Origin of the sequence: Mitsuaria chitosanitabida ATCC BAA-476 = NBRC 102408, assembly GCF_001598255.1 — a bacterium.
Classification (GTDB): domain Bacteria; phylum Pseudomonadota; class Gammaproteobacteria; order Burkholderiales; family Burkholderiaceae_C; genus Roseateles; species Roseateles chitosanitabidus.
Genome location: NZ_BCYP01000014.1, coordinates 1 through 17,422 on the forward strand (window position 1 = coordinate 1; position 17,422 = coordinate 17,422).

Below are 17,422 nucleotides of genomic sequence, written 5' to 3' on the forward strand. Positions count from 1 at the left end.
TCCGGCCCGCCGATCCTGTCTTGTCCGCCATGACCCCGTGCGAGCCTGGCGCTCGTCCCCAAGATCGAGGAGAGGGCGCTTGAACCCCACCGAACTGCTGCTGCGTCCGGCCACGTCCGCCGACCTGCCCGCGCTGGAGCGCATTGCCGCGCGCAGCGTCCACGGCATCGGCTCGCTGCCGCAGGACCCGGCCAAGCTGAGCCGTCGGCTCGCGCATGCCGAGCAGTCCTTCCAGTCCGAGGACGTCGCCAGCGGCGAGGAGTCCTACCTCTTCCTGCTGGAGCATGCGGGCCGGGTCGTCGGCTGCAGTGGCATCGCCGCCAGCGCCGGCTTCCATGACCGCTTCTACAGCTATCGCAACGAGTTCATGGTCCATGGGTCGCGCGGCCTGCGCGTCACGCGGCGCATGCATACGCTGCATCTGTGCCATGACCTGACGGGGGCGACGCTGCTGACCTCCTTCTACATCGAGCCCGAATACGAAGCCACGGTCGCGCCGGAGCTGCTGTCGCGCGCGCGGCTGCTGTTCATCCGTCGCTTCGCGGATCGATTCGCGGGTGCCCGCATCGCGGCGGAGATGCCCGGCGTGTCCGATGAACAAGGGCATTCGCCGTTCTGGTCGGCGGTGGGGGAGCGCTTCTTCAGGATGAGCTATCCGGAGGCGGAGCGAGTGAGCGAGGGCCGCAGCAAGTCCCTGATCGCCGACCTGATGCCGCGCACGCCGATCTACGTCGGCCTGCTGCCGCCGCCGGCGCAGGTGAGCATCGGCCAGTTGCATCCGGTGGGCGAGCTGCCGTTCCAGATCCTGTTCCGCGAGGGCTTCGAGACGGACACCTATGTCGACGTCTTCGACGCCGGGCCGACGGTGGTCGCGCACCTCGACCAGCTGGCGACGGTGCGGGCGGCGCGCCGCTTGGCGGTGACGTCCGGCGAGCCGGGCCCAGCGGCGGCGTGGCATCTGGTCGCGGCGGGGGGCCGGGCCTCGTTCCGCGCCACGCTGGGCCTGGTGGGGCCGTCGACGACCACGCTGCGGTCCGGCGCCGAGGTCGCGCGGCGGCTGGGCCTGCAGTCCGGCGAGGAGGTGGACGTGGCGCCGCTCGTCGTGGCGACCGACGACGAGGAGGGCGCGCAATGAAGGTCGAACGTGTCGACACCCCGGGCCTGCTGCCGGCCGACTGGCGCGAGGCGATGGCCACCTGGGTCAATCAGCTGGGCGAGCCCTTGCAGCGGTCGCTCGCGCCGGGTCACACGCTGTTCGTGTTGATGCACGAGCAGCGTCTCCTGGCCTGCGCGCGGTGGGTGCCGCCGATGTCGGCGACCGCCACGCACGGGGAGAGCGGGCCCGCCGGGACGATGTCAGGCGATGCGCTGCGCTTCCACTTCCATGTGGGCAAGCTGGTGCATCTGTCCGACGAACTGCGCCTGTTCAACCCGCAGCAGATCCTGCTGCTGGGCAACGACCTGTGCGATGCGGGCGAGATCACCGATCTGGCGGTCGATCCGCACGCGCAGGAGGGCACGCTCAAGCTCCGACAGGTGCTCACGAGCATCGTGAAGTCGCACGACGGCGAGGGGCGCTTGGTCGTGGATCTGCAAGGCCATCGCGACGAACAGGGCCTGTCGCCTTTCTGGCGGGGCCTGGGCGCGCGCTTCCTGCCTGAGCAGCCCGACGCCCCAGGCGTCGGCCCGCAATGGCGCCGTGACTTCGCCGAGCTGTTGCCTGCCTTGCCGCTCTATGCGTCGCTGATGGACGACGCGTCGCGCGCCTGCATCGGCAGGGTGGGGCCGGCGGCTCGCCTGGCGAGAGAAGCACTGCAGGCGGCCGGGTTCCGTCCGGGCGCGCACGTCAAGATCGACGATGCCGGGCCGATCTGGCAGCTTTGATCGCAGGGACGACGAAGCTCGATGCAGGCCCTCGGCGGCCAGACCAGGCCGACTTGTTGCGCGCTGAAGCACGTGGACGAAGGGCGGCGCCAAGGTCGTGCCGGGCAGCGGCAATGCGAAATTGCGCGTTACCTTCTTCTGGCCGTTCTATGGCGACTACTGTCCGCACCCCGCAAGGTCGGTCGCTTGCGGCGGTTGCGCCGACAGTCGCTCAGCAGCCGTGAGCGGTGGGGGCTTGGAACATTCGGTGCATTCCGTCCGGAACATTCGGCTCGTCATCGGTGGCTACCTCAGCGATGTGCGTTCAGCCTCCATCTGAAAGACTGACAATGTGGATTATGTGTCTCCACTGCCGCAGCCGGCATTGCCAGCAGCCAGCCGAGCTCCGCCTTGAGGTCGCGACCTCACAAGCACAGAAGGACGTATCTGCACATCAGATCAAGTCCATCGGGTTGCAGCATTGACCACTGGAAGACACGGTGCTCGTCCGGCAGAGCGTTCTGAACGACAGGTTTCGCGATCGACAAGCCGCCCTCGCCGCTGCTCAGCAGAATCACCGCGTCGCCCGAGGCCGGACGCAGCATGACGAAGGCGCGATAGCCCGGGTTGTTGCCCCACTGCCAAAGATACCGGCCCGAGGACGTCCGCTCGATGCCCCATCCCATGCCCCAGGCCAGGTTCAAGTCCGCATCCACGTCGATCGGCGCCAGCTCGATCGTCTGCAGCAGCTCCCGGTCAGTCAGGACCGCCAGGACGAAGTGCGCGTAGTCCTCGGCGGTCGTGTAGAGGCTGAAGGCCGCGACGCCCTGCTTCAAGGGCCATGCCTCCCGCGGGGCGCCATTGACCTTCGCGCCGGGGATCAGCGCTTCTTGGACGGATGGCGTCCAGACGCAGCTGCTGCGAGTCATGCCCAAGGGGCGGAAGACCCGGTCCCGCATGATCGCCTCCAGGGGCTGGCTCATGATCGCCTCGACTGCGCGTTGCAGCAGCACGTAGCCCTCTCCGGAATAGGACCAACGCAGCCCGGGCGTCCCTTCGAAGCGCAGCGGTCCGGACGACCAGTTGGGCAAGCCCGCGGTGTGCTGGAGCAGCATGCGGATCGTGACCGCTTCGAGCCGGGGATCGGCGACGTCGTCGGTCTTGCCGTCGCGATCCGGTCGGAGGGGATCGAAGGCATGCCGGTATCCGTGCGGCAGGTAGCGCATCACGGGCGCGTCGAGGTCCAGGACACCCTCCCGCGCCAGCTTCAAGACCGCATACGCGAACAGCGGCTTGCCCAGCGATGCCGCCTGGAACAGGCTGTCCGGCGAGGGTGTCGCCCAGCCAGGGCAACCCGAGGCCGTCGTCACGGACCGCAACGCATGCTGGCGGATGACGGCGACGGCCGCGCCGCAGACTTTGGACTGCACCACCAGCTGCTGCAGCGGCTGTGGGGACGAGCGCGTCGACGAGTCCTCCTCCCGGGAGGAGGCGCAGGCCGAGAGCAGCGTCAGGACAAGACTCGCGACGGCGAAGCGGTGTGGGAAGGGGGTCATGGGCAAGCGCTTGGGTCGATGAGGAACGTGGTCGACTTCAGAGGGTGATCCGCTGCTTCAGGCCGGGCAGTGTGCGCAGCGGAACATGAAGAGTCGCTAAAGCGGATCGCGTCTCGCCGACTCCAGGAACCCGTACGGCTTGGTGTCAGCCTTCATTCTTCTCATACCTCCGTTGGGGGGCCCTCATCCCCAGGAACGACAGACGGCCACGCGCCGTGCCGGCTACGCTTCCGCGCCATGTCGCCTGAACTCTCCCCCATCGATCACGCGGTCGCCGCCTGGCATGCCGCCATCAATGCATTCTGTCTTCTTCAGCCTGACGGCAGCGTGTACGTCGCCCCGCATGGGACGAAGGTCTACCGGACCGGCACGCCCGTGGCCGTTCTCAACGGCCTGATCGCGACCACGCCCGAGCCGCACCTGGAGGAACTGGCTGCGATGGTGGCCGATTACCGCGCCGCCGATGTGCCGTGGAGCCTTCAGTTGCGGCGCTCAGGCAGCAATCCCGCGGTCGAGCAACTCGCCGCTGGCCGCGGTCTGACGAAGTCCTTCCCGCTGCCGTTCATGACCAGGACGCTTGGCGAGCAGGATCTCCACATACCCGCATCGACCGCCATCGAGATTCGAGCCGTCCCCTCGGACGATGGACCGATCTACAGGGACGCGCTGGCCGCCGGTTACGAGGCGCCCGCGGGTGTCTTCGAACGGTTCTGCACGCCGGGCGTGCTGTCGGCGCCGGGGATGACGGCCTATCTGGTGTACGAGGATGGCCTCCCGGTCTCGACCTCGTTCGGCGTGATGCGGGATCGCCACGTCGGCGTCTTCAACATCTCGACGCGCCCGACTCATCGCCTGCGCGGCTACGCGCGTCTCGCGACTCAAGCGGTACTGCGCGACGCCTATCTGAATGGCGCCCACACCGCGCTCCTGCACTGCACGCCGGCCGGTCGTCGAGTCTATGAATCTCTCGGATTCGAGGTCGTGGAGGAATGGCGGGTCTTTGTCGGTGGCTGAGGTGGCACCAATTGCCCGAGGAGTCGGTTAGGAGAACTGACTGACTTCACCCTGGACGCGCCGTTCACTGCGGCACCTGAGTGGTCGTCGTTGTCGATGTCCGACATGACTTCAAACCCACCCCCGAAAAGAATGCGAGAGTACAGCGATGTACCTGCCCTCGCCATTCGCCGAATCCCGTGTCTCCGAGCTCCACCGCCTGATGCGTGAGCATCCGCTCGGCATGCTCGTCACGCACGGCCATCACGGCCTCGACGCCAACCACCTCCCCTGCCTCCTGGACAGCGACGGCGGCCCTTTCGGCACGCTGACCGCGCACGTGGCCCGGGCCAATCCGGTCTGGCGCGAGATCGCCGAGGGGGCCTCGGTGCTCGTGGTGTTTCGAGGAGCTCAGGGCTACATCTCGCCGAACTGGTATCCCAGCAAGCAGGAGACGCATCGCCAGGTGCCGACCTGGAATTACGAGGTGGTGCACGCCCACGGGACGGTGCATGTGCGAGACGACGAAAAGTTCGTCCGCGGTCTCGTCGCCCGCCTCACGCGCGAGCACGAATCGCGTCAGCCGACGCCCTGGAAGATGGGCGACGCGCCCGCCGACTTCATCGCCGATGAACTCCGGCAGATCGTCGGCATCGAAGTCCGCATCACGCGACTCGAGGGCAAGCGCAAGCTCGATCAGCATCAAGAGCCCGGAGATCGCGAAGGCGCGATCTCCGGGCTGGAGCGCTGCGGCAATCCGGCGCTGGCCAGAGCCATGAAAGGCGGTTGAGGTGGCCCGGGGGACGCCTTCGTGGAGGAATCCACCGAGCCCTGCGCACGAGTGGACGCGCGGGGCTGAAAGGCGCGCCCGGCCTCAGCGCGCCGTGAAGGTCGGGCTCGCCGACACGAAGCTGATGGGAAGGAACAGGCCGCCGCCGACGTACTGCAGGTGCAAGGTGTCGCCCTGCCCCCCGGACAGTGAGCCGGCCACTCCCGGCGTGGTCGTCGGGCGGCGAAGCCCGGCGTAGAGTCCCGCGCCGGACTTGCTCGCCAGCAGGGTCTGGCCATCGGCGCTGCTGGCCACGGCCGACCAGGCTCCGCCGTCGGCCGTGGCCCGCCAGGTCAGGCCGCCGTCGACCGACTCGTACATCAGGCCACCACTCGTGGTCGCCACGACATAGCGACCGTCCGAAGACGTGGCGATGCCGCGCCAGTCGCGGTTCGCGGAGACCGCTTCCCAGGTGACGCCGAAGTCGTCGGAACGCCAGATCGCCCCGGTGTCCACCGTCGCGTACTGGCGCTTGCCGTCCGACGACACGGCGGTGCCCCACCAGAAGGCCGCGCTGGCCCGCGGCGTCCAGGAGGCGCCGTAATCGCTGGAGACATACAGCTGGCCGCCGTTCGTCCCCGCGACCAGGACCCGACCATCGGCCGAAGCGCTGACCGTGCGCCAGGCCCGGCTCGACTCACGGGCGACCCAACTGCCGCCACCGTCCGAGGAGGTCCAGATCTGCCCCAGGTAGGCCGTGGCGACCAGCCGCAGACCGTCTGCCGAACTGGCCACCGCGCTCCAGGCACGACTGCTGCCATCGTTGACCCAGGACCCGCCGCCGTCGGACGACGTGAACAGCGCCCCGCCATTGCTCGCGGCCAGGAGGCGATTGCCGGCGGCCGACATGGCCACGCCCGACCACGGCTGTCCCGTCAGACGCAGCGTCCAATGCGCGCCGCGGTCGCCGGAGGTGTAGAGCTCGCCCGACGCCCCTACCGCCACTTGGCTGGCGCCGTCCGTCGACAGGCTCACGGCGGACCAGGTCGCGGTCGGCGAGCCCGCCGTCGTCCAGTCGATGGTGTTGCCGCCGGGCAGCCCGACCGTCGAGATGCGCTGTCCGGCGTTCTGGGCGATGGTCCATCCGCCACTGCCGACGCCGGTGACCTTGATCCAGTCGCCGATGACCGGCGAGAGCGGCAGTGTGATGGCCACGCTGGCCGCCGCATTGGCCAGGTAGCCCGTGTTCGACTCCGCCTGGACGGAAGGACCGGTGACGTTCAGCCAGCGCGTGTCCGCCGGCGCCGCGCTGCAGAGATAGGCCGTGCTGGTGACTTCGCCAGCGTCGAGCACGCCATTGCGATTGGCATCGCCGCCGGACTGCACACGCTGGCCGCCATAGGGGCAGTTCGTGCCGACCGGCTCCGCAGCGAGCGCCACCAGCGCATCGAGGCCCGCGGACCCGGTGGCGCCATGGCAGACGTAGGCCACGCTGCCGGCCTCGTCCGCGTCGAGCACCCCGTTGCCGTTGACGTCCTGCCCGGCCAACACCGCCGAGCCGCCTTGCGCGCAGTTCGCGCCGGCGGCCTCGGCGCGCACGCGCACCAGCAAGGGCCTGCCGTCGCTGCCCGCCGCCCCGTTCACACCGTTGCAGACGTACTGGGTCGCGGACACTTCCCCGTCGGCGAGCACCCCGTTGGCATCCGTGTCAGGGCCCGATTCGATGCGGGTACCGCCTGCGGGGCAATGCGTGCCCGCGGCCTCCACGGCGACGCGGACCAGCGTGGCCTTGGCCGTGCCAGGCGTTCCTTCAGGTTGGGTGTCGGGACCGGATGATCCCCCACCGCAGCCGGTCAGCAGGACCGTCGAGCCGACGATGCAGGCGGCCAGCCACAGGCGCGGCGAGGCATGAGGGCGCGCCTCGCGGGCGCGCCGATCCAGAGTGGGAAATGGCATGACAGATCATCGTCGCGTCCTGGGTCACCGCACCTCGCGGCGCCCTCCCTGGCGCGAATAGTCGAAGTATCTTCAAATTCAGCCCAGCTTTCCTCACCCTCCGTCTCCCGGACCATGCCGCTCAGCGATCAACAGCATCTGATGGACGCGCACGCCCACCGGCGGCGGCGGGCGGCGGCATGGCTGATCGGCATCAATGTGGCCATCGCCCTGGTCCTGTCCGCCCTCGCCTGGCTGGTGCTGGACAAGTCCCATCGCGCCTTCGAGCTCCAGGCCACCAATCGCGCCGAGAGCCTGGCCGCCCTCGCCCAGCTCAATGTCCGGGCGGAGATCGAGCGCGTCGACGGCGTGATCCGCGCCACCGCGTCCGAGATCGAGCGGCTGACGGCGAGCGCGACTCCCCCGCCCGACGCCACGCTCAACGAGGTCCTGCGCGCCCGCTTCGCGCTGCTCGACGGCATCGAGGGCTTCCGCCTCACCGACGCGGCGGGCCGCGTGCGCTGGGGGACCGACCTGCCCGCGGGGCCGCCCATCGACATCTCCGACCGCGACTACTTCCGCGAAGCCCGGCAGAGCGCCGAGCCGACGACGATCATCGGCGGCCCGCATACCTCGCGGGTCTCGCGTCACTGGGGCATCGCCTTCGTCCATCCGCTGCGCCAGCAGGGGCGCTTCGCCGGCGTGCTCTACATCACCATGAACGCGGCCCATTTCCAGCGCAACTTCGAGGCCTACGACCTGGAGCCGCTCGACTCCGTGTCCCTGCGGCGCAGTGACCGCCGGCTGGTCGCGCGCTACTCCCCGGGCAGCGCGACCCAGGGGGAGCCGGGCGATGCCGCCGTGTCGCCGGAGCTGGCCACGGCGATGGCGACTCAGCCCCAGGGCGGGCATTTCGTGGCGCGCGTGCGGCTGGACGGCGAGGAACGCACCGCCGCCTATCGCTCGCTGCAGCCCTGGCCCTTCACCGTCTTCGTGGGCATCAGCAACGACCGCTTCTTCGATCCCTGGCGACAGCAGGTGCGCGTGGTCGTGGCCCTGGTCGTCTGCGTCTGGCTGCTGGCCGCCGGCGCGGCCTGGCTGGTGCATCGCGCCAATCGCCGCGAGGCCGAGGTGATGGCGGCCCTGCTCGCCCAGGGCAAGCGCTTCCAGGCGCTGCTGCGCACCGCGGGCGACGGCATCCACATCACCGACGGCAACGGGCACCTCGTCGAGATGAGCGACTCCTTCGCGGAGATGCTCAAGTCCACGCGGGACCGGCTGCTGGGGCGGCACATCGCCAGCTGGGACGTGAATCAGGACGAGACCGCCATCCGCGCCTGGCTCGCCAAGATCAAGGCCGGCGACCGGCAGCGGGTCGACGTGCAGCACCGCCGCGACGACGGTCAGATCATCGACGTGGAGATGCAGCTGAGCATCGCGGAGATCGCCGGCAGCCTCTTCGTCTTCTCGTCCTCGCGCGACGTGACGGAGCAGCGCCGTGTCCTGCGCGACCAGGCCGCCATGCTGGAGAGCGATCTCGTGGGGATGGCCAAGGTCCGGGACCGCGTCATCACCTGGCGCAATCGTGCCGCCGAGCGCCTGCTCGGCTACGGGCCGGGGGAGCTCGAGGGACGCCCCGTGCGCGAGGTCTACTGGGACGACGCCGAGTACCAGCGCGTGGGCAGCGAAGGCTACGAGGCGCTGCGCAAGGAGGGCTACTACCGCGCGCAGCTGCGCATGCGCAGGAAGTCCGGCGAGATGGTCTGGGTGGACTTCGGCGCGGTGCCGCTCTCGCCGACGGAGCTCTTCGTCGTGCTGGTCGACATCACGGCCATGAAGTCCGCCAACGACAGCCTGGCCCACGCCGCCTTCCACGATCCGTTGACCCAGCTGCCCAACCGCCTGCTGCTGCTCGACCGGATCGGCCAGGCGCAGGCCGCCGCCCGTCGCGACGGGCGGGAGGTCGCCGTCTGCTACCTGGACCTCGACGGCTTCAAGCCCGTCAACGACGAGCATGGGCACGAAGCCGGCGACCAGCTCCTCAAGGTCATCGCGCAGCGCATGCGCGACGCGATCCGCCCCTCCGACACCGCGGCCCGCGTGGGCGGCGACGAGTTCGTGCTGGTGCTCGCTCCCGTCGACGCCGACGGCTGGCAGCCGATCCTGGACCGGGTCGTCCAGTCCATCCGCGAGACCATCCGGCTCGACTCCGGCGTGCAGGTGCGCGTGGGCGTGACCGTCGGCGTGGCGATGACCCGCGAGGGCGAGGCCGCCACGCCCGACGAGCTGATCGGCCAGGCCGACCACCTCATGCTGCGGGCCAAGCGCAGCGGCAAGCGCCGGCGTCAGGTCGGCTGAACGCGGCGCCGCCCCGACTGGGCGGATCGCGACGCCGGCCTCGCCCGCGAACGGCCGCCCCGCGTGAGAATCGGCGCCATCGAGCACTCCCAGCGCCCTCCCCGCATGCATTTCGATCTTGCCGATCTGCGGCTCATGGTCCGCATCGCCGAAGCCAACAGCCTGACGCGCGGCGCGGAGGCCGCCTTCTTGTCGCTGCCCGCGGCCAGCACGCGGATCAAGAACCTCGAGGAGAAGATCGGCGCGAAGCTGCTCTACCGCACCAGCCAGGGCGTGACGCTGACGCCGCCGGGCCAGGCCTTCGTGCATCACGCGCGCACGGTGCTGGCGCAGCTGGAGCACCTGGCCGGCGACATGCAGGAGTACGCGCACGGCGTCAAAGGCCATCTGCGCATCGCCAGCACCACCACCGCCCTGAGCGAATACCTGCCGCCGGTGCTGCGCCTGTTCCTGCAGGCGCATCCCGATGTCGACGTCGACCTGCACGAGCGCCCCAGCCAGGAGATCGTCCGCGCGGTCTGCGAGAGCCAGACCGACATCGGCCTGGTCGCGGGGCCGGTGCGGACGGAGTCGCTGCAGGCCATCCCCTACCGGTCGGACCGGCTGGTGCTGGTGGTCAGCAAGGAACACGCGCTGGCCGCGGAGACCCGCGTGCCCTTCCGCAGCACGCTGGACTGCAACCACGTCGGCCTGCACAAGAGCAGCGCCATCCACGCCTTCCTGCGCGAGGTGAGCACCCAGCTCAACCGCACGCTGCGCATGCGGATCGAGGTCAGCAACTTCGAGACGGTGTGCCGCATGATCGACGCCAACGTCGGCGTGGGCGTGGTGCCGCTGTCCTCCGCGAAGCGGCACGCGGCCAATCTCGCCGTCCAGATCGTCGACCTCGAGGACGAGTGGGCGCTGCGCCAGCAGTACATCCTCGTGCGGGACCTCGAGGGCCTGCCCAGCTTCGGACGCGACCTCGTCGAGCTGCTGGTCGCGGACGCCCGCGACGCCAGCGGCGACGCGACCCGATAGGGCCTGCGTCGCCGCGTGAGGACCTCAGGCCTGGGGCCAGCGGCCGATGGGCGCGTCCGCGTCCAGCGCCCAGACACGGGCGATGAGCGCGCGCATCTCGGCCTCGGTGGCCCCGTCGCGGTAGCCGCCGAGCTTCAAGGCCTTCTCTTCCAGCTCATCCCGGCTCAGCGTGTTCTCCGGATCGCCCTTGGGCACATCGACGCGCCCGTGCAAGCGCCGGCCATCACGCGTGAGCACCTCCACCTTGCCGATCCAGCGCGCCGGGTAGGCCTGGTCGACCTCCTCGTCCAGCGCCATGGAGACGCGCTCCCGGAAGGCCCGCACGGCCGTGGCCTGATGCTCGGCATCGAACTCGCCGAGTCCGGCGTGGCCATGCCGGCCCGCGAGCGCGAGCACCGTCCCCATGGAGAACTTGGCCTGGTGCACGGTCCGTGGATCCGTCACCGGCCCGAGCACGTCGATGGCGCCCTGATGCACCCGGGCGACGACCGATTCGATGTCGTCGAGGCCCAGCGCGTGGTCGCGCATCACCTGCACCAGCGCGTCCGCGGCGGGATGCGTGTGGCGGCAGGACGCGTGGTACTTGAAGGAGGTCTCCGCCGTGGCCCAGCGCTGGCCGAGCCGGTCCGTCAATCGACGCGGATCGGCATCGGTCGACATGCCGGCCGCCAGGCCTTGCGGCCCTTCCAGGATGTGGCGGGCGCCCGTGAAGCCGGAGGCGGCCAGGCAGGCCGCGGTCAGTCCGGTCGACGCCGCGTGCGCCGTGTGCAGTTGCTTGGAGTCGGCCGCATCGCGCAGGAACTCCCAGAGGCCGGCCGCCTGGGTGCCCGCCGATCCGAAGGCGTGCAGCATGGTCGTCGCGTCCAGCCCCAGCAGATGCCCCGCGGTGGCCGCGGCCGCCAGCGATCCCGCCGTGCCGGTGGTGTGGAAGATGCGGTAGTGCGAGCGGCCGAGGAACTCCCCGACGCGGATGCCGACCTCGTAGCCCGCGACCGCGGCCACGAGCAGCTCGCGTCCGCTGCGGCCCAGCGATTGCGCCATCGCCAGCGCCACCGGGAAGACGACGGTCGCGGGATGGAAGACCGAGCCGTTGTGGACATCGTCCTGCTCCGCGTGGTGCGAGGACGCGGCGTTGATCGCCGCGGCGACCATCGGGCTGCTGGTGCGGCGATGGATGAGGACGTCGCAGGGACCGGTCGCCGGCCCTTGCGACAACCAGAAGCTCGCCAGGGTCTCCACGGGGCGGGCGCCGCGACCGGCCAGCGCCGAGGCGATCCAGTCCAGGAACAGGTCCTCGGTGCGCCGGAGCACGGCCGCCGGAATGTCGGCGTGGCGCAGGCTCGACGCGAAGGCCGCGAGCTGGGCGCTGGGCGCGAGATTGGGCGGATGTCCGGGCTGCGCGCCATGGCGTGCCACCGAGGGATCGCTGGTCGAGGCCCCCTGCGGGAGGCCGGTCGGGGATGGGCAGTGGGCTCGAGCTTGGGTCATTCGGTGATCGCCTCCGCGCGCATGGTCAGGTGTCCTTCGTGATCCCGCGTCCAGAGCGGGAATCTCGATCCGCCCTCGTCCCGGCCGCAGACCTCGAAGGCATGCAGGTCGAAGACGGGCTTGAGCGCGGTGAAGCTGAAGCGCTTCACCCGCGCGCCGGGGCGCTCGCGTCGCAGCAGGTCCAGCAGCAGCGTCGCGATCAGCGGGCCGTGCACGATCAGGCCGGGGTAGCCCTCCTCCTGCGTCACGTAGCTGCGGTCGTAATGGATGCGGTGGCCGTTGAAGGTCAGCGCCGAGTAGCGGAACAGCATCACCGGGTCGGGCACAATGCGCCGCTCGAAGCTGCTGTCCGTCGGCGCCGTCTCCGGCGTCGGGGCGACGTCGCCCGGGCGGGCGGCCTCGCGGTAGACGATGTCGTGGTCCTCGACGATCGCGACGCCGCGACCGTTGGCGACCTCATGCCGGACGGTGACGAAGACCAGCGGCCCGCTGCGCCCCCGCTTGGCATCGACCTTGAGGATGCGCGAGCTGCGGGAGATGTCCTCGCCGACCTGCAGCGGATGGCGGAATTCCAGGCGTCCCCCGGCCCACATGCGTCGCGGCAAGGGGACCGGCGGCAGGAAGTCGCCGCGCCTGGCGTGCCCGTCGGGGCCGATCGCGTGCTGCGGCACGCGGGGAAGGAAGTACATCCAGTGGGCGAGCGGCGCGATGTCGGTGCCGGGCAGCGGCTCCGGGTCGTCGCGGTCCAGGGTCGCCGACAGGCCCGCCAGCGGCGCGGCGCTCGCCTGGTCGTCGCGACGTTCGGTGCGGCCGACCCATTGCTGCCACACCCGCAGCTCGGCGGCGAGATCAGCCGCACCGACACCGTCGGTCATGCCGCCGGCGGCACCTTGGCTGGCGGCATCGTGGTTGTTGGCGTTGGCGTGCGCGCGGTCGTGATCATGGTCGTGGGCGGCGGCAGAGCGGCTCATGGAGGTGGTCATCGTGTGGGGCTCCCAGGTCAGGTGGCGCCGCGCAGGCGGGCGTACAGGTCCAGCGTCTTGCGCGCCCGCAGGACCACGGGCGCGTCGATCATTCGTCCGTCGAGCCGCACCGCGCCGCCGGCCGAGGCCTGGTCCGCCGCGACCACGCGCCGGGACCAGTCCACCTCGTCGGCGTCCGGCGCGAAGCCCCGGTGCACGCCGTCGATCTGGCGCGGATGGATGCACAGCTTCCCCAGGAAGCCGAAGCGCAAGGACCGCGCGACGTCCCGGGCCAGCAGCGCCTCCTCCTGGATCTCGACGGTCACGCCGTCGATCGGTGGCGGCAGATCCGCCTCCCGGCTGGCCATCGCGATGGCGAAGCGGGCCGGGTCGAGTTCGCGCTCGTCGTCGCCCGGGCGGAGCCCCGTGTCCGCGATGAAGTCCAGGTGTCCGAAGGCGAGCCGGACCACGCCGGGCGCCTGCGCCACATCGCGGACCTGCCAGTAGCCGCGGGCCGATTCGATGATGGGCACGATCGCCAGCGACGGCAGCCGGTTCGCGATCGTCTCGATCGCGCAGGCCGACTCGGCCTTCGGCGCGAGGATCCCGACGATGCCGGGGGTGCGTGCGAGCCAGTCCAGGTCGGCGCGGCCCAGGTCCGTCGTCGAGGCGTTGATGCGCACCAGCAGGCCGGCGGTGCTCCGGCTCGGGAGGCTCGAATGACCGCGAAGCGCGCGATCGCCCTCGTGGCCATCGTGCTCAGGCGTCCGGCTTTCGTGGCGCATGGCCGCGAAGGCGGCGATCGCCTCACGGGCCGCGACCTTCTGATCCGGCCCCACCGCGTCCTCCAGGTCCAGCACCACGGCGTCGGCGCCGCTGGCCAGGGCCTTCTCGAAGCGCTCGGGGCGGTTGCCCGGCACGAACAGGAAGCTGCGCGCTTGCGCGATCGCGGCGCGCGCGGCGGCCGCGCCGACCATGGCGTTCGAGGCCGCGCTCATACCGCCCCCTCCTGCCGCCACCGGGCGATCTGCGCGGTCGAATGACCGAGCTCGGCCAGGATCGCGTCGGTGTGCTCGCCCAGCGCCGGAATCGCATCCATGCGCGGCGTCCAGCTGTCGGTGCGGCCGGGCGGCAGCAAGGCGCCGATGGCGCCGCCGGGCGATCCGACCTCGGTCCACCGTCCGCGCGCCTGGAGCTGCTCATGCGACCAGACCTCGCGCATGGTGTTGACCCGTGCGTTGGCGATCTGCGCCTCCTCCAGACGCTCCAGGACCTGGGCCGTGCTCAGCGTCGCGAAGCGCGCCACGATCAGCGCCCGCAGCGCCTCGCGGTGCTGGCTGCGCGCCGCGTTGGACGCGAAGCGCTCGTCGCCGGCCAGCGCCTCCTCGCGCAGCACCACGCGGCAGAAGGCCAGCCACTCGCGCTCGTTCTGGAGCCCCAGCATCACCGTCCCGCCATCGCCCGCCGGGAACGGCCCGTACGGATAGATGGTCGCGTGCGACGCGCCCGCGCGCGGCGGAGGCGCCGCCCCGTCGAAGGCGTAGTACATCGGGTAGCCCATCCACTCGACCATGCTCTCCAGCATGGACACGTCGATGCGGCAGCCCTGCCCGGTGCGGCCGCGCTGCAGCAGCGCCGCCAGCACCTGGCTGTAGGCGTACATGCCGGCGGCGATGTCCGCGATCGAGCAGCCGGCCTTGGCCATGCCCTCCCCCTCCCCGGTGACGGAGAGGAAGCCGGACTCGCTCTGGATCAGCAGGTCGTAGGCCTTGCGATCCCGGTGCGGCCCGTCCGCGCCGTAGCCCGAGATGTCGCAGACGATCAGCCGCGGGTGGGTCTCGTGCAGCGTCTCGAAGCTCAAGCCCAGTCGCGCCGCCGCCCCGGGGGCCAGGTTTTGCACCAGCACGTCGGCGTCGGCCAGCAGCGCGTCGAGGATGCCCTTCGCGGCCGGATGCTTGACGTCCAGGCTGAGGCTCTCCTTGGACCGGTTGGTCCAGACGAAGTGGGAGGCCTGACCCTTGACGCGGCTGTCGTAGGCGCGCGCGAAGTCGCCCACGCCGGGACGCTCGACCTTGATCACGCGGGCGCCCAGGTCCGCGAGCTGGCGGGTGCAGAACGGCGCGGCGATCGCGTGTTCCAGCGTGACGACCTTGATGCCGTCCAGCGGACGGGGATTCGGGGTGCTCATCGCCGCCTCCTCAGAACGACCGCGGCAGGCCCAGCAGGTGCTCGGCCACGTAGGAGTAGATGAGGTTGGTCGAGATCGGCGCGACCTGGTAGAGGCGCGTCTCGCGGAACTTGCGCTCGATGTCGTACTCGTGCGCGAAACCGAACCCCCCGTGGGTCTGCAGGCAGACGTTGGCCGCCTCCCAGGAGGCCTTGGCCGCCAGGTACTTGGCCATGTTGGCCTGCGCGCCGCAGGGCTGGCCGGCGTCGAAGCGCTCCGCCGCCTGGAAGCGCATCAGGTTGGCGGCCTCCAGCTCGATGAAGGCGTCCGCGATCGGGAACTGCACGCCCTGGTTCTTGCCGATGGGTCGGCCGAACACGACGCGCTCGTTGGCGTACCGCGTGGCGCGGTCGATGAACCAGTAGCCGTCGCCGATGCATTCGGCGGCGATCAGGGTGCGCTCGGCATTGAGGCCGTCGAGGATGTAGCGGAAGCCCTGCCCTTCCACGCCGATCAGGTTCTCCTCGGGGATCTCGAGGTTGTCGAAGAACAGCTCGTTGGTCTCGTGGTTGACCATGTTGGGGATGGGCCGCACCGTCAGCCCCTTCCCGATCGCCTGCCGCAGGTCGACGATGAAGGTGGACATGCCCTCGGACTTCTTCTTCACCTCCGACAGCGGCGTGGTGCGCGCCAGCAAGATCATCAGGTCCGAGTGCTGCACCCGGGAGATCCATACCTTCTGCCCGTTGACGACGTAGCGGCCGTCCTTCTTCACGGCGGTGGTCTTGAGCTGGGTGGTGTCGGTGCCGGTGGTGGGCTCCGTCACCGCCATGGACTGGATGCGCAGCCGCCCCGCGGCGATGTCGGGCAGGTACTTGTCCTTCTGCGCCGGGCTGCCGTTGCGCAGCAGCGTGCCCATGTTGTACATCTGGCCGTGCACCGCGCCGGAGTTGCCGCCCGAGCGGTTGATCTCCTCCATGATCACCGACGCCGCGGTCAGGCCCAGTCCCGTGCCACCGTAGGCCTCCGGGATCATCGCGGCCAGCCAGCCGGCCGCCATCAGCGCATCGACGAACTGCTCGGGATAACCGCGCGCCTCGTCGATCTGGCGGTGGTACTCGTCGGGGAACTGCTTGCACAGCGCGCGGATCGCGTCCCGGATTTCCTGATGGGCATCAGGCTCATTGAACATGCATCACTCCTGAGAACGGGGGGATGTCGCCCGGGGGCGACGGCATCGGTCGGGCTCGCGGGCCGCGCGCCCGCGGGCACCCGGACCGATGCGGGGATCGGTGGCTCGGTCGGCGCTCAATCGGCGAATTCACCCGCGGCGCGGATCACCGTGCCCCAGCGGTCGGTCTCGCTCTTGAGCCAGGTGCGCAGGCCCTCGGGCGTCTGCTTGGACTCGGGGACGATCTCGGCGCCGAGGTCGGCCATGCGCTGGCGCACCGTGGCGTCCTTGAGCGCCACCTTCAACGCCGCGTTCACGCGGTCGAGCACCGGCCTGGGCGTGCCCTTGGGCGCGTAGATGCCGTGCCAGACGACCACCTGGAAGCCCTTGAGACCCTGCTCGTCCAGCGTCGGCGTCTCGGGCATCGCCTTGAGGCGCTGCAGCGTGGTCACGCCGTAGAGCTTCACGCTGCCGGCCTTGATGTAGGCGGTGGTCTGGGTGGTCTGGTCGCACAGCAGGTCGACCTGACCGCCGAGCAGGTCCGTCATGGCCGGCGCCGTGCCCTTGTAGGGCACGGTCTGGAGCTGCACGCCGATGGCCTGCTGGAAGATCACGCCGCACAGCTGCGACACCGCGCCCAGGCCCGCGTGCGCCAGCGTGAGCTTGCTAGCGTTGGCCTTGATGTAGGGGATGAGCTCGGGGAGGTTCTTCGGCGGCAGGTCCTTGCGGCCCAGCAGCGTCATCGGCACGTCGACGACCTGGCCGACGTACTCGAAGTCGGTCAGCGGATTGAACTGGAGCTTGCGGTACAGGGCCGGCGCGGTGGCCATGCCGTTGTGGTGGATGAACAGCGTGTAGCCGTCCGGCTGCGCCCGGGCGACCGAGCCCGCGGCCAGCGTGCCGCCGGCGCCGAGCTTGTTCTCGACCACGATGGGCTGCCCGAGCTGCTTGCTCATGGCCAGGCCGACGGCCCGCGCCACCACGTCGGTGGGACCGCCGGCGGCGAAGGGCACGACCAGGGTGATGGGGCGGCTGGGGTAGGCGTCGGCCGCCAGCGCCGGGGCCGTGGCGGCCAGGGTGGACACGGCCAACATCGCGCCGGCCGTCAGGGATCGGAACACGCTCATGAAGTCTCCTGTC

14 protein-coding genes are annotated in these 17,422 nt (G+C 70.3%); 6 read left to right on the forward strand and 8 right to left on the reverse strand.

The genetic code is table 11. The annotated features are described in order from the left end of the window. The first annotated feature begins 79 nt into the window (after nucleotides 1-79). Together MCHT01_RS08895 and MCHT01_RS08900 are read left to right on the forward strand one after the other, a co-directional pair. On the forward strand, nucleotides 80-1,135 hold the full coding sequence (locus MCHT01_RS08895) for an arginine N-succinyltransferase (protein ID WP_067064775.1): 1,056 nt from the start codon (nucleotides 80-82) through the stop codon (nucleotides 1,133-1,135). Further along, nucleotides 1,132-1,884: an arginine N-succinyltransferase gene (locus MCHT01_RS08900; RefSeq protein WP_067064777.1), complete on the forward strand. Its 753-nt coding sequence runs from the start codon at nucleotides 1,132-1,134 to the stop codon at nucleotides 1,882-1,884. Before MCHT01_RS08895 ends, MCHT01_RS08900 begins: the two co-directional genes overlap by 4 nt. Before the next feature lie 404 nt (nucleotides 1,885-2,288). On the opposite strand, the gene MCHT01_RS08905 is transcribed toward MCHT01_RS08900, so the two are convergent. Beyond that, a complete protein-coding gene (locus MCHT01_RS08905; RefSeq protein WP_067064779.1) occupies nucleotides 2,289-3,419 on the reverse strand; it encodes a serine hydrolase domain-containing protein in 1,131 nt (376 codons plus the stop codon). A 237-nt stretch (nucleotides 3,420-3,656) separates the two neighbouring features. Here MCHT01_RS08905 and MCHT01_RS08910 point away from each other — a divergent pair, with 237 nt between their 5' ends. Beyond that, nucleotides 3,657-4,433: a GNAT family N-acetyltransferase gene (locus MCHT01_RS08910; RefSeq protein WP_067064780.1), complete on the forward strand. Its 777-nt coding sequence runs from the start codon at nucleotides 3,657-3,659 to the stop codon at nucleotides 4,431-4,433. Between the two features lie 148 nt (nucleotides 4,434-4,581). After that, a complete protein-coding gene (locus MCHT01_RS08915; RefSeq protein ID WP_067064783.1) occupies nucleotides 4,582-5,202 on the forward strand; it encodes an FMN-binding negative transcriptional regulator in 621 nt (206 codons plus the stop codon). A gap of 84 nt (nucleotides 5,203-5,286) precedes the next feature. On the opposite strand, the gene MCHT01_RS08920 is transcribed toward MCHT01_RS08915, so the two are convergent. Further along, entirely contained in the window at nucleotides 5,287-7,137 is a 1,851-nt protein-coding gene (locus MCHT01_RS08920; RefSeq protein ID WP_067064785.1) for a WD40/YVTN/BNR-like repeat-containing protein, read from the reverse strand. 114 nt (nucleotides 7,138-7,251) lie between these two features. On the opposite strand from MCHT01_RS08920, the gene MCHT01_RS08925 reads away from it, so the two are divergent. Both MCHT01_RS08925 and MCHT01_RS08930 read left to right on the forward strand, forming a co-directional pair. Further along, nucleotides 7,252-9,474, forward strand: a complete 2,223-nt coding sequence (locus MCHT01_RS08925; protein WP_067064787.1) for a bifunctional diguanylate cyclase/phosphodiesterase — start codon at nucleotides 7,252-7,254, stop codon at nucleotides 9,472-9,474. 105 nt (nucleotides 9,475-9,579) lie between these two features. Beyond that, entirely contained in the window at nucleotides 9,580-10,494 is a 915-nt protein-coding gene (locus tag MCHT01_RS08930; protein WP_067064788.1) for a LysR family transcriptional regulator, read from the forward strand. Nucleotides 10,495-10,518: 24 nt separating this feature from the next. Here MCHT01_RS08930 and MCHT01_RS08935 read toward each other — a convergent pair whose 3' ends face one another. The 6 genes from MCHT01_RS08935 to MCHT01_RS08960 all read right to left on the reverse strand — a co-directional run bounded on the left by MCHT01_RS08935 (nucleotide 10,519) and on the right by MCHT01_RS08960 (nucleotide 17,409). Next, entirely contained in the window at nucleotides 10,519-11,982 is a 1,464-nt protein-coding gene (locus MCHT01_RS08935) for an MmgE/PrpD family protein (protein ID WP_084452246.1), read from the reverse strand. Further along, on the reverse strand, nucleotides 11,979-12,857 hold the full coding sequence (locus MCHT01_RS08940) for an HTD2 family dehydratase (protein ID WP_067064849.1): 879 nt from the start codon (nucleotides 12,855-12,857) through the stop codon (nucleotides 11,979-11,981). The genes MCHT01_RS08935 and MCHT01_RS08940 overlap by 4 nt, the downstream gene beginning before the upstream one ends. Nucleotides 12,858-12,982: 125 nt before the next feature. Then, complete coding sequence (locus MCHT01_RS08945) at nucleotides 12,983-13,942, reverse strand: HpcH/HpaI aldolase/citrate lyase family protein (RefSeq protein WP_067064792.1); 960 nt, start codon at nucleotides 13,940-13,942, stop codon at nucleotides 12,983-12,985. Next, nucleotides 13,939-15,132, reverse strand: a complete 1,194-nt coding sequence (locus MCHT01_RS08950) for a CaiB/BaiF CoA transferase family protein (RefSeq protein WP_067064794.1) — start codon at nucleotides 15,130-15,132, stop codon at nucleotides 13,939-13,941. The genes MCHT01_RS08945 and MCHT01_RS08950 overlap by 4 nt, the downstream gene beginning before the upstream one ends. Before the next feature lie 10 nt (nucleotides 15,133-15,142). Further along, entirely contained in the window at nucleotides 15,143-16,303 is a 1,161-nt protein-coding gene (locus MCHT01_RS08955) for an acyl-CoA dehydrogenase family protein (RefSeq protein ID WP_067064796.1), read from the reverse strand. Between the two features lie 116 nt (nucleotides 16,304-16,419). Then, a complete protein-coding gene (locus MCHT01_RS08960; RefSeq protein WP_067064798.1) occupies nucleotides 16,420-17,409 on the reverse strand; it encodes a tripartite tricarboxylate transporter substrate-binding protein in 990 nt (329 codons plus the stop codon). Nucleotides 17,410-17,422 lie beyond the last annotated feature (13 nt).

Coding starts and splice junctions, on each gene's coding strand:
- MCHT01_RS08900 (WP_067064777.1), top strand. CDS start 1,132: ATGAAGGTCGAACGTGTCGACACCCCGGGCCTGCTGCCGGCCGACTGG.
- MCHT01_RS08905 (WP_067064779.1), bottom strand. CDS start 3,419: ATGACCCCCTTCCCACACCGCTTCGCCGTCGCGAGTCTTGTCCTGACG.
- MCHT01_RS08910 (WP_067064780.1), top strand. CDS start 3,657: ATGTCGCCTGAACTCTCCCCCATCGATCACGCGGTCGCCGCCTGGCAT.
- MCHT01_RS08915 (WP_067064783.1), top strand. CDS start 4,582: ATGTACCTGCCCTCGCCATTCGCCGAATCCCGTGTCTCCGAGCTCCAC.
- MCHT01_RS08920 (WP_067064785.1), bottom strand. CDS start 7,137: ATGCCATTTCCCACTCTGGATCGGCGCGCCCGCGAGGCGCGCCCTCAT.
- MCHT01_RS08925 (WP_067064787.1), top strand. CDS start 7,252: ATGCCGCTCAGCGATCAACAGCATCTGATGGACGCGCACGCCCACCGG.
- MCHT01_RS08930 (WP_067064788.1), top strand. CDS start 9,580: ATGCATTTCGATCTTGCCGATCTGCGGCTCATGGTCCGCATCGCCGAA.
- MCHT01_RS08935 (WP_084452246.1), bottom strand. CDS start 11,982: ATGACCCAAGCTCGAGCCCACTGCCCATCCCCGACCGGCCTCCCGCAG.
- MCHT01_RS08940 (WP_067064849.1), bottom strand. CDS start 12,857: ATGACCGACGGTGTCGGTGCGGCTGATCTCGCCGCCGAGCTGCGGGTG.
- MCHT01_RS08945 (WP_067064792.1), bottom strand. CDS start 13,942: ATGAGCGCGGCCTCGAACGCCATGGTCGGCGCGGCCGCCGCGCGCGCC.
- MCHT01_RS08950 (WP_067064794.1), bottom strand. CDS start 15,132: ATGAGCACCCCGAATCCCCGTCCGCTGGACGGCATCAAGGTCGTCACG.
- MCHT01_RS08955 (WP_067064796.1), bottom strand. CDS start 16,303: ATGTTCAATGAGCCTGATGCCCATCAGGAAATCCGGGACGCGATCCGC.
- MCHT01_RS08960 (WP_067064798.1), bottom strand. CDS start 17,409: ATGAGCGTGTTCCGATCCCTGACGGCCGGCGCGATGTTGGCCGTGTCC.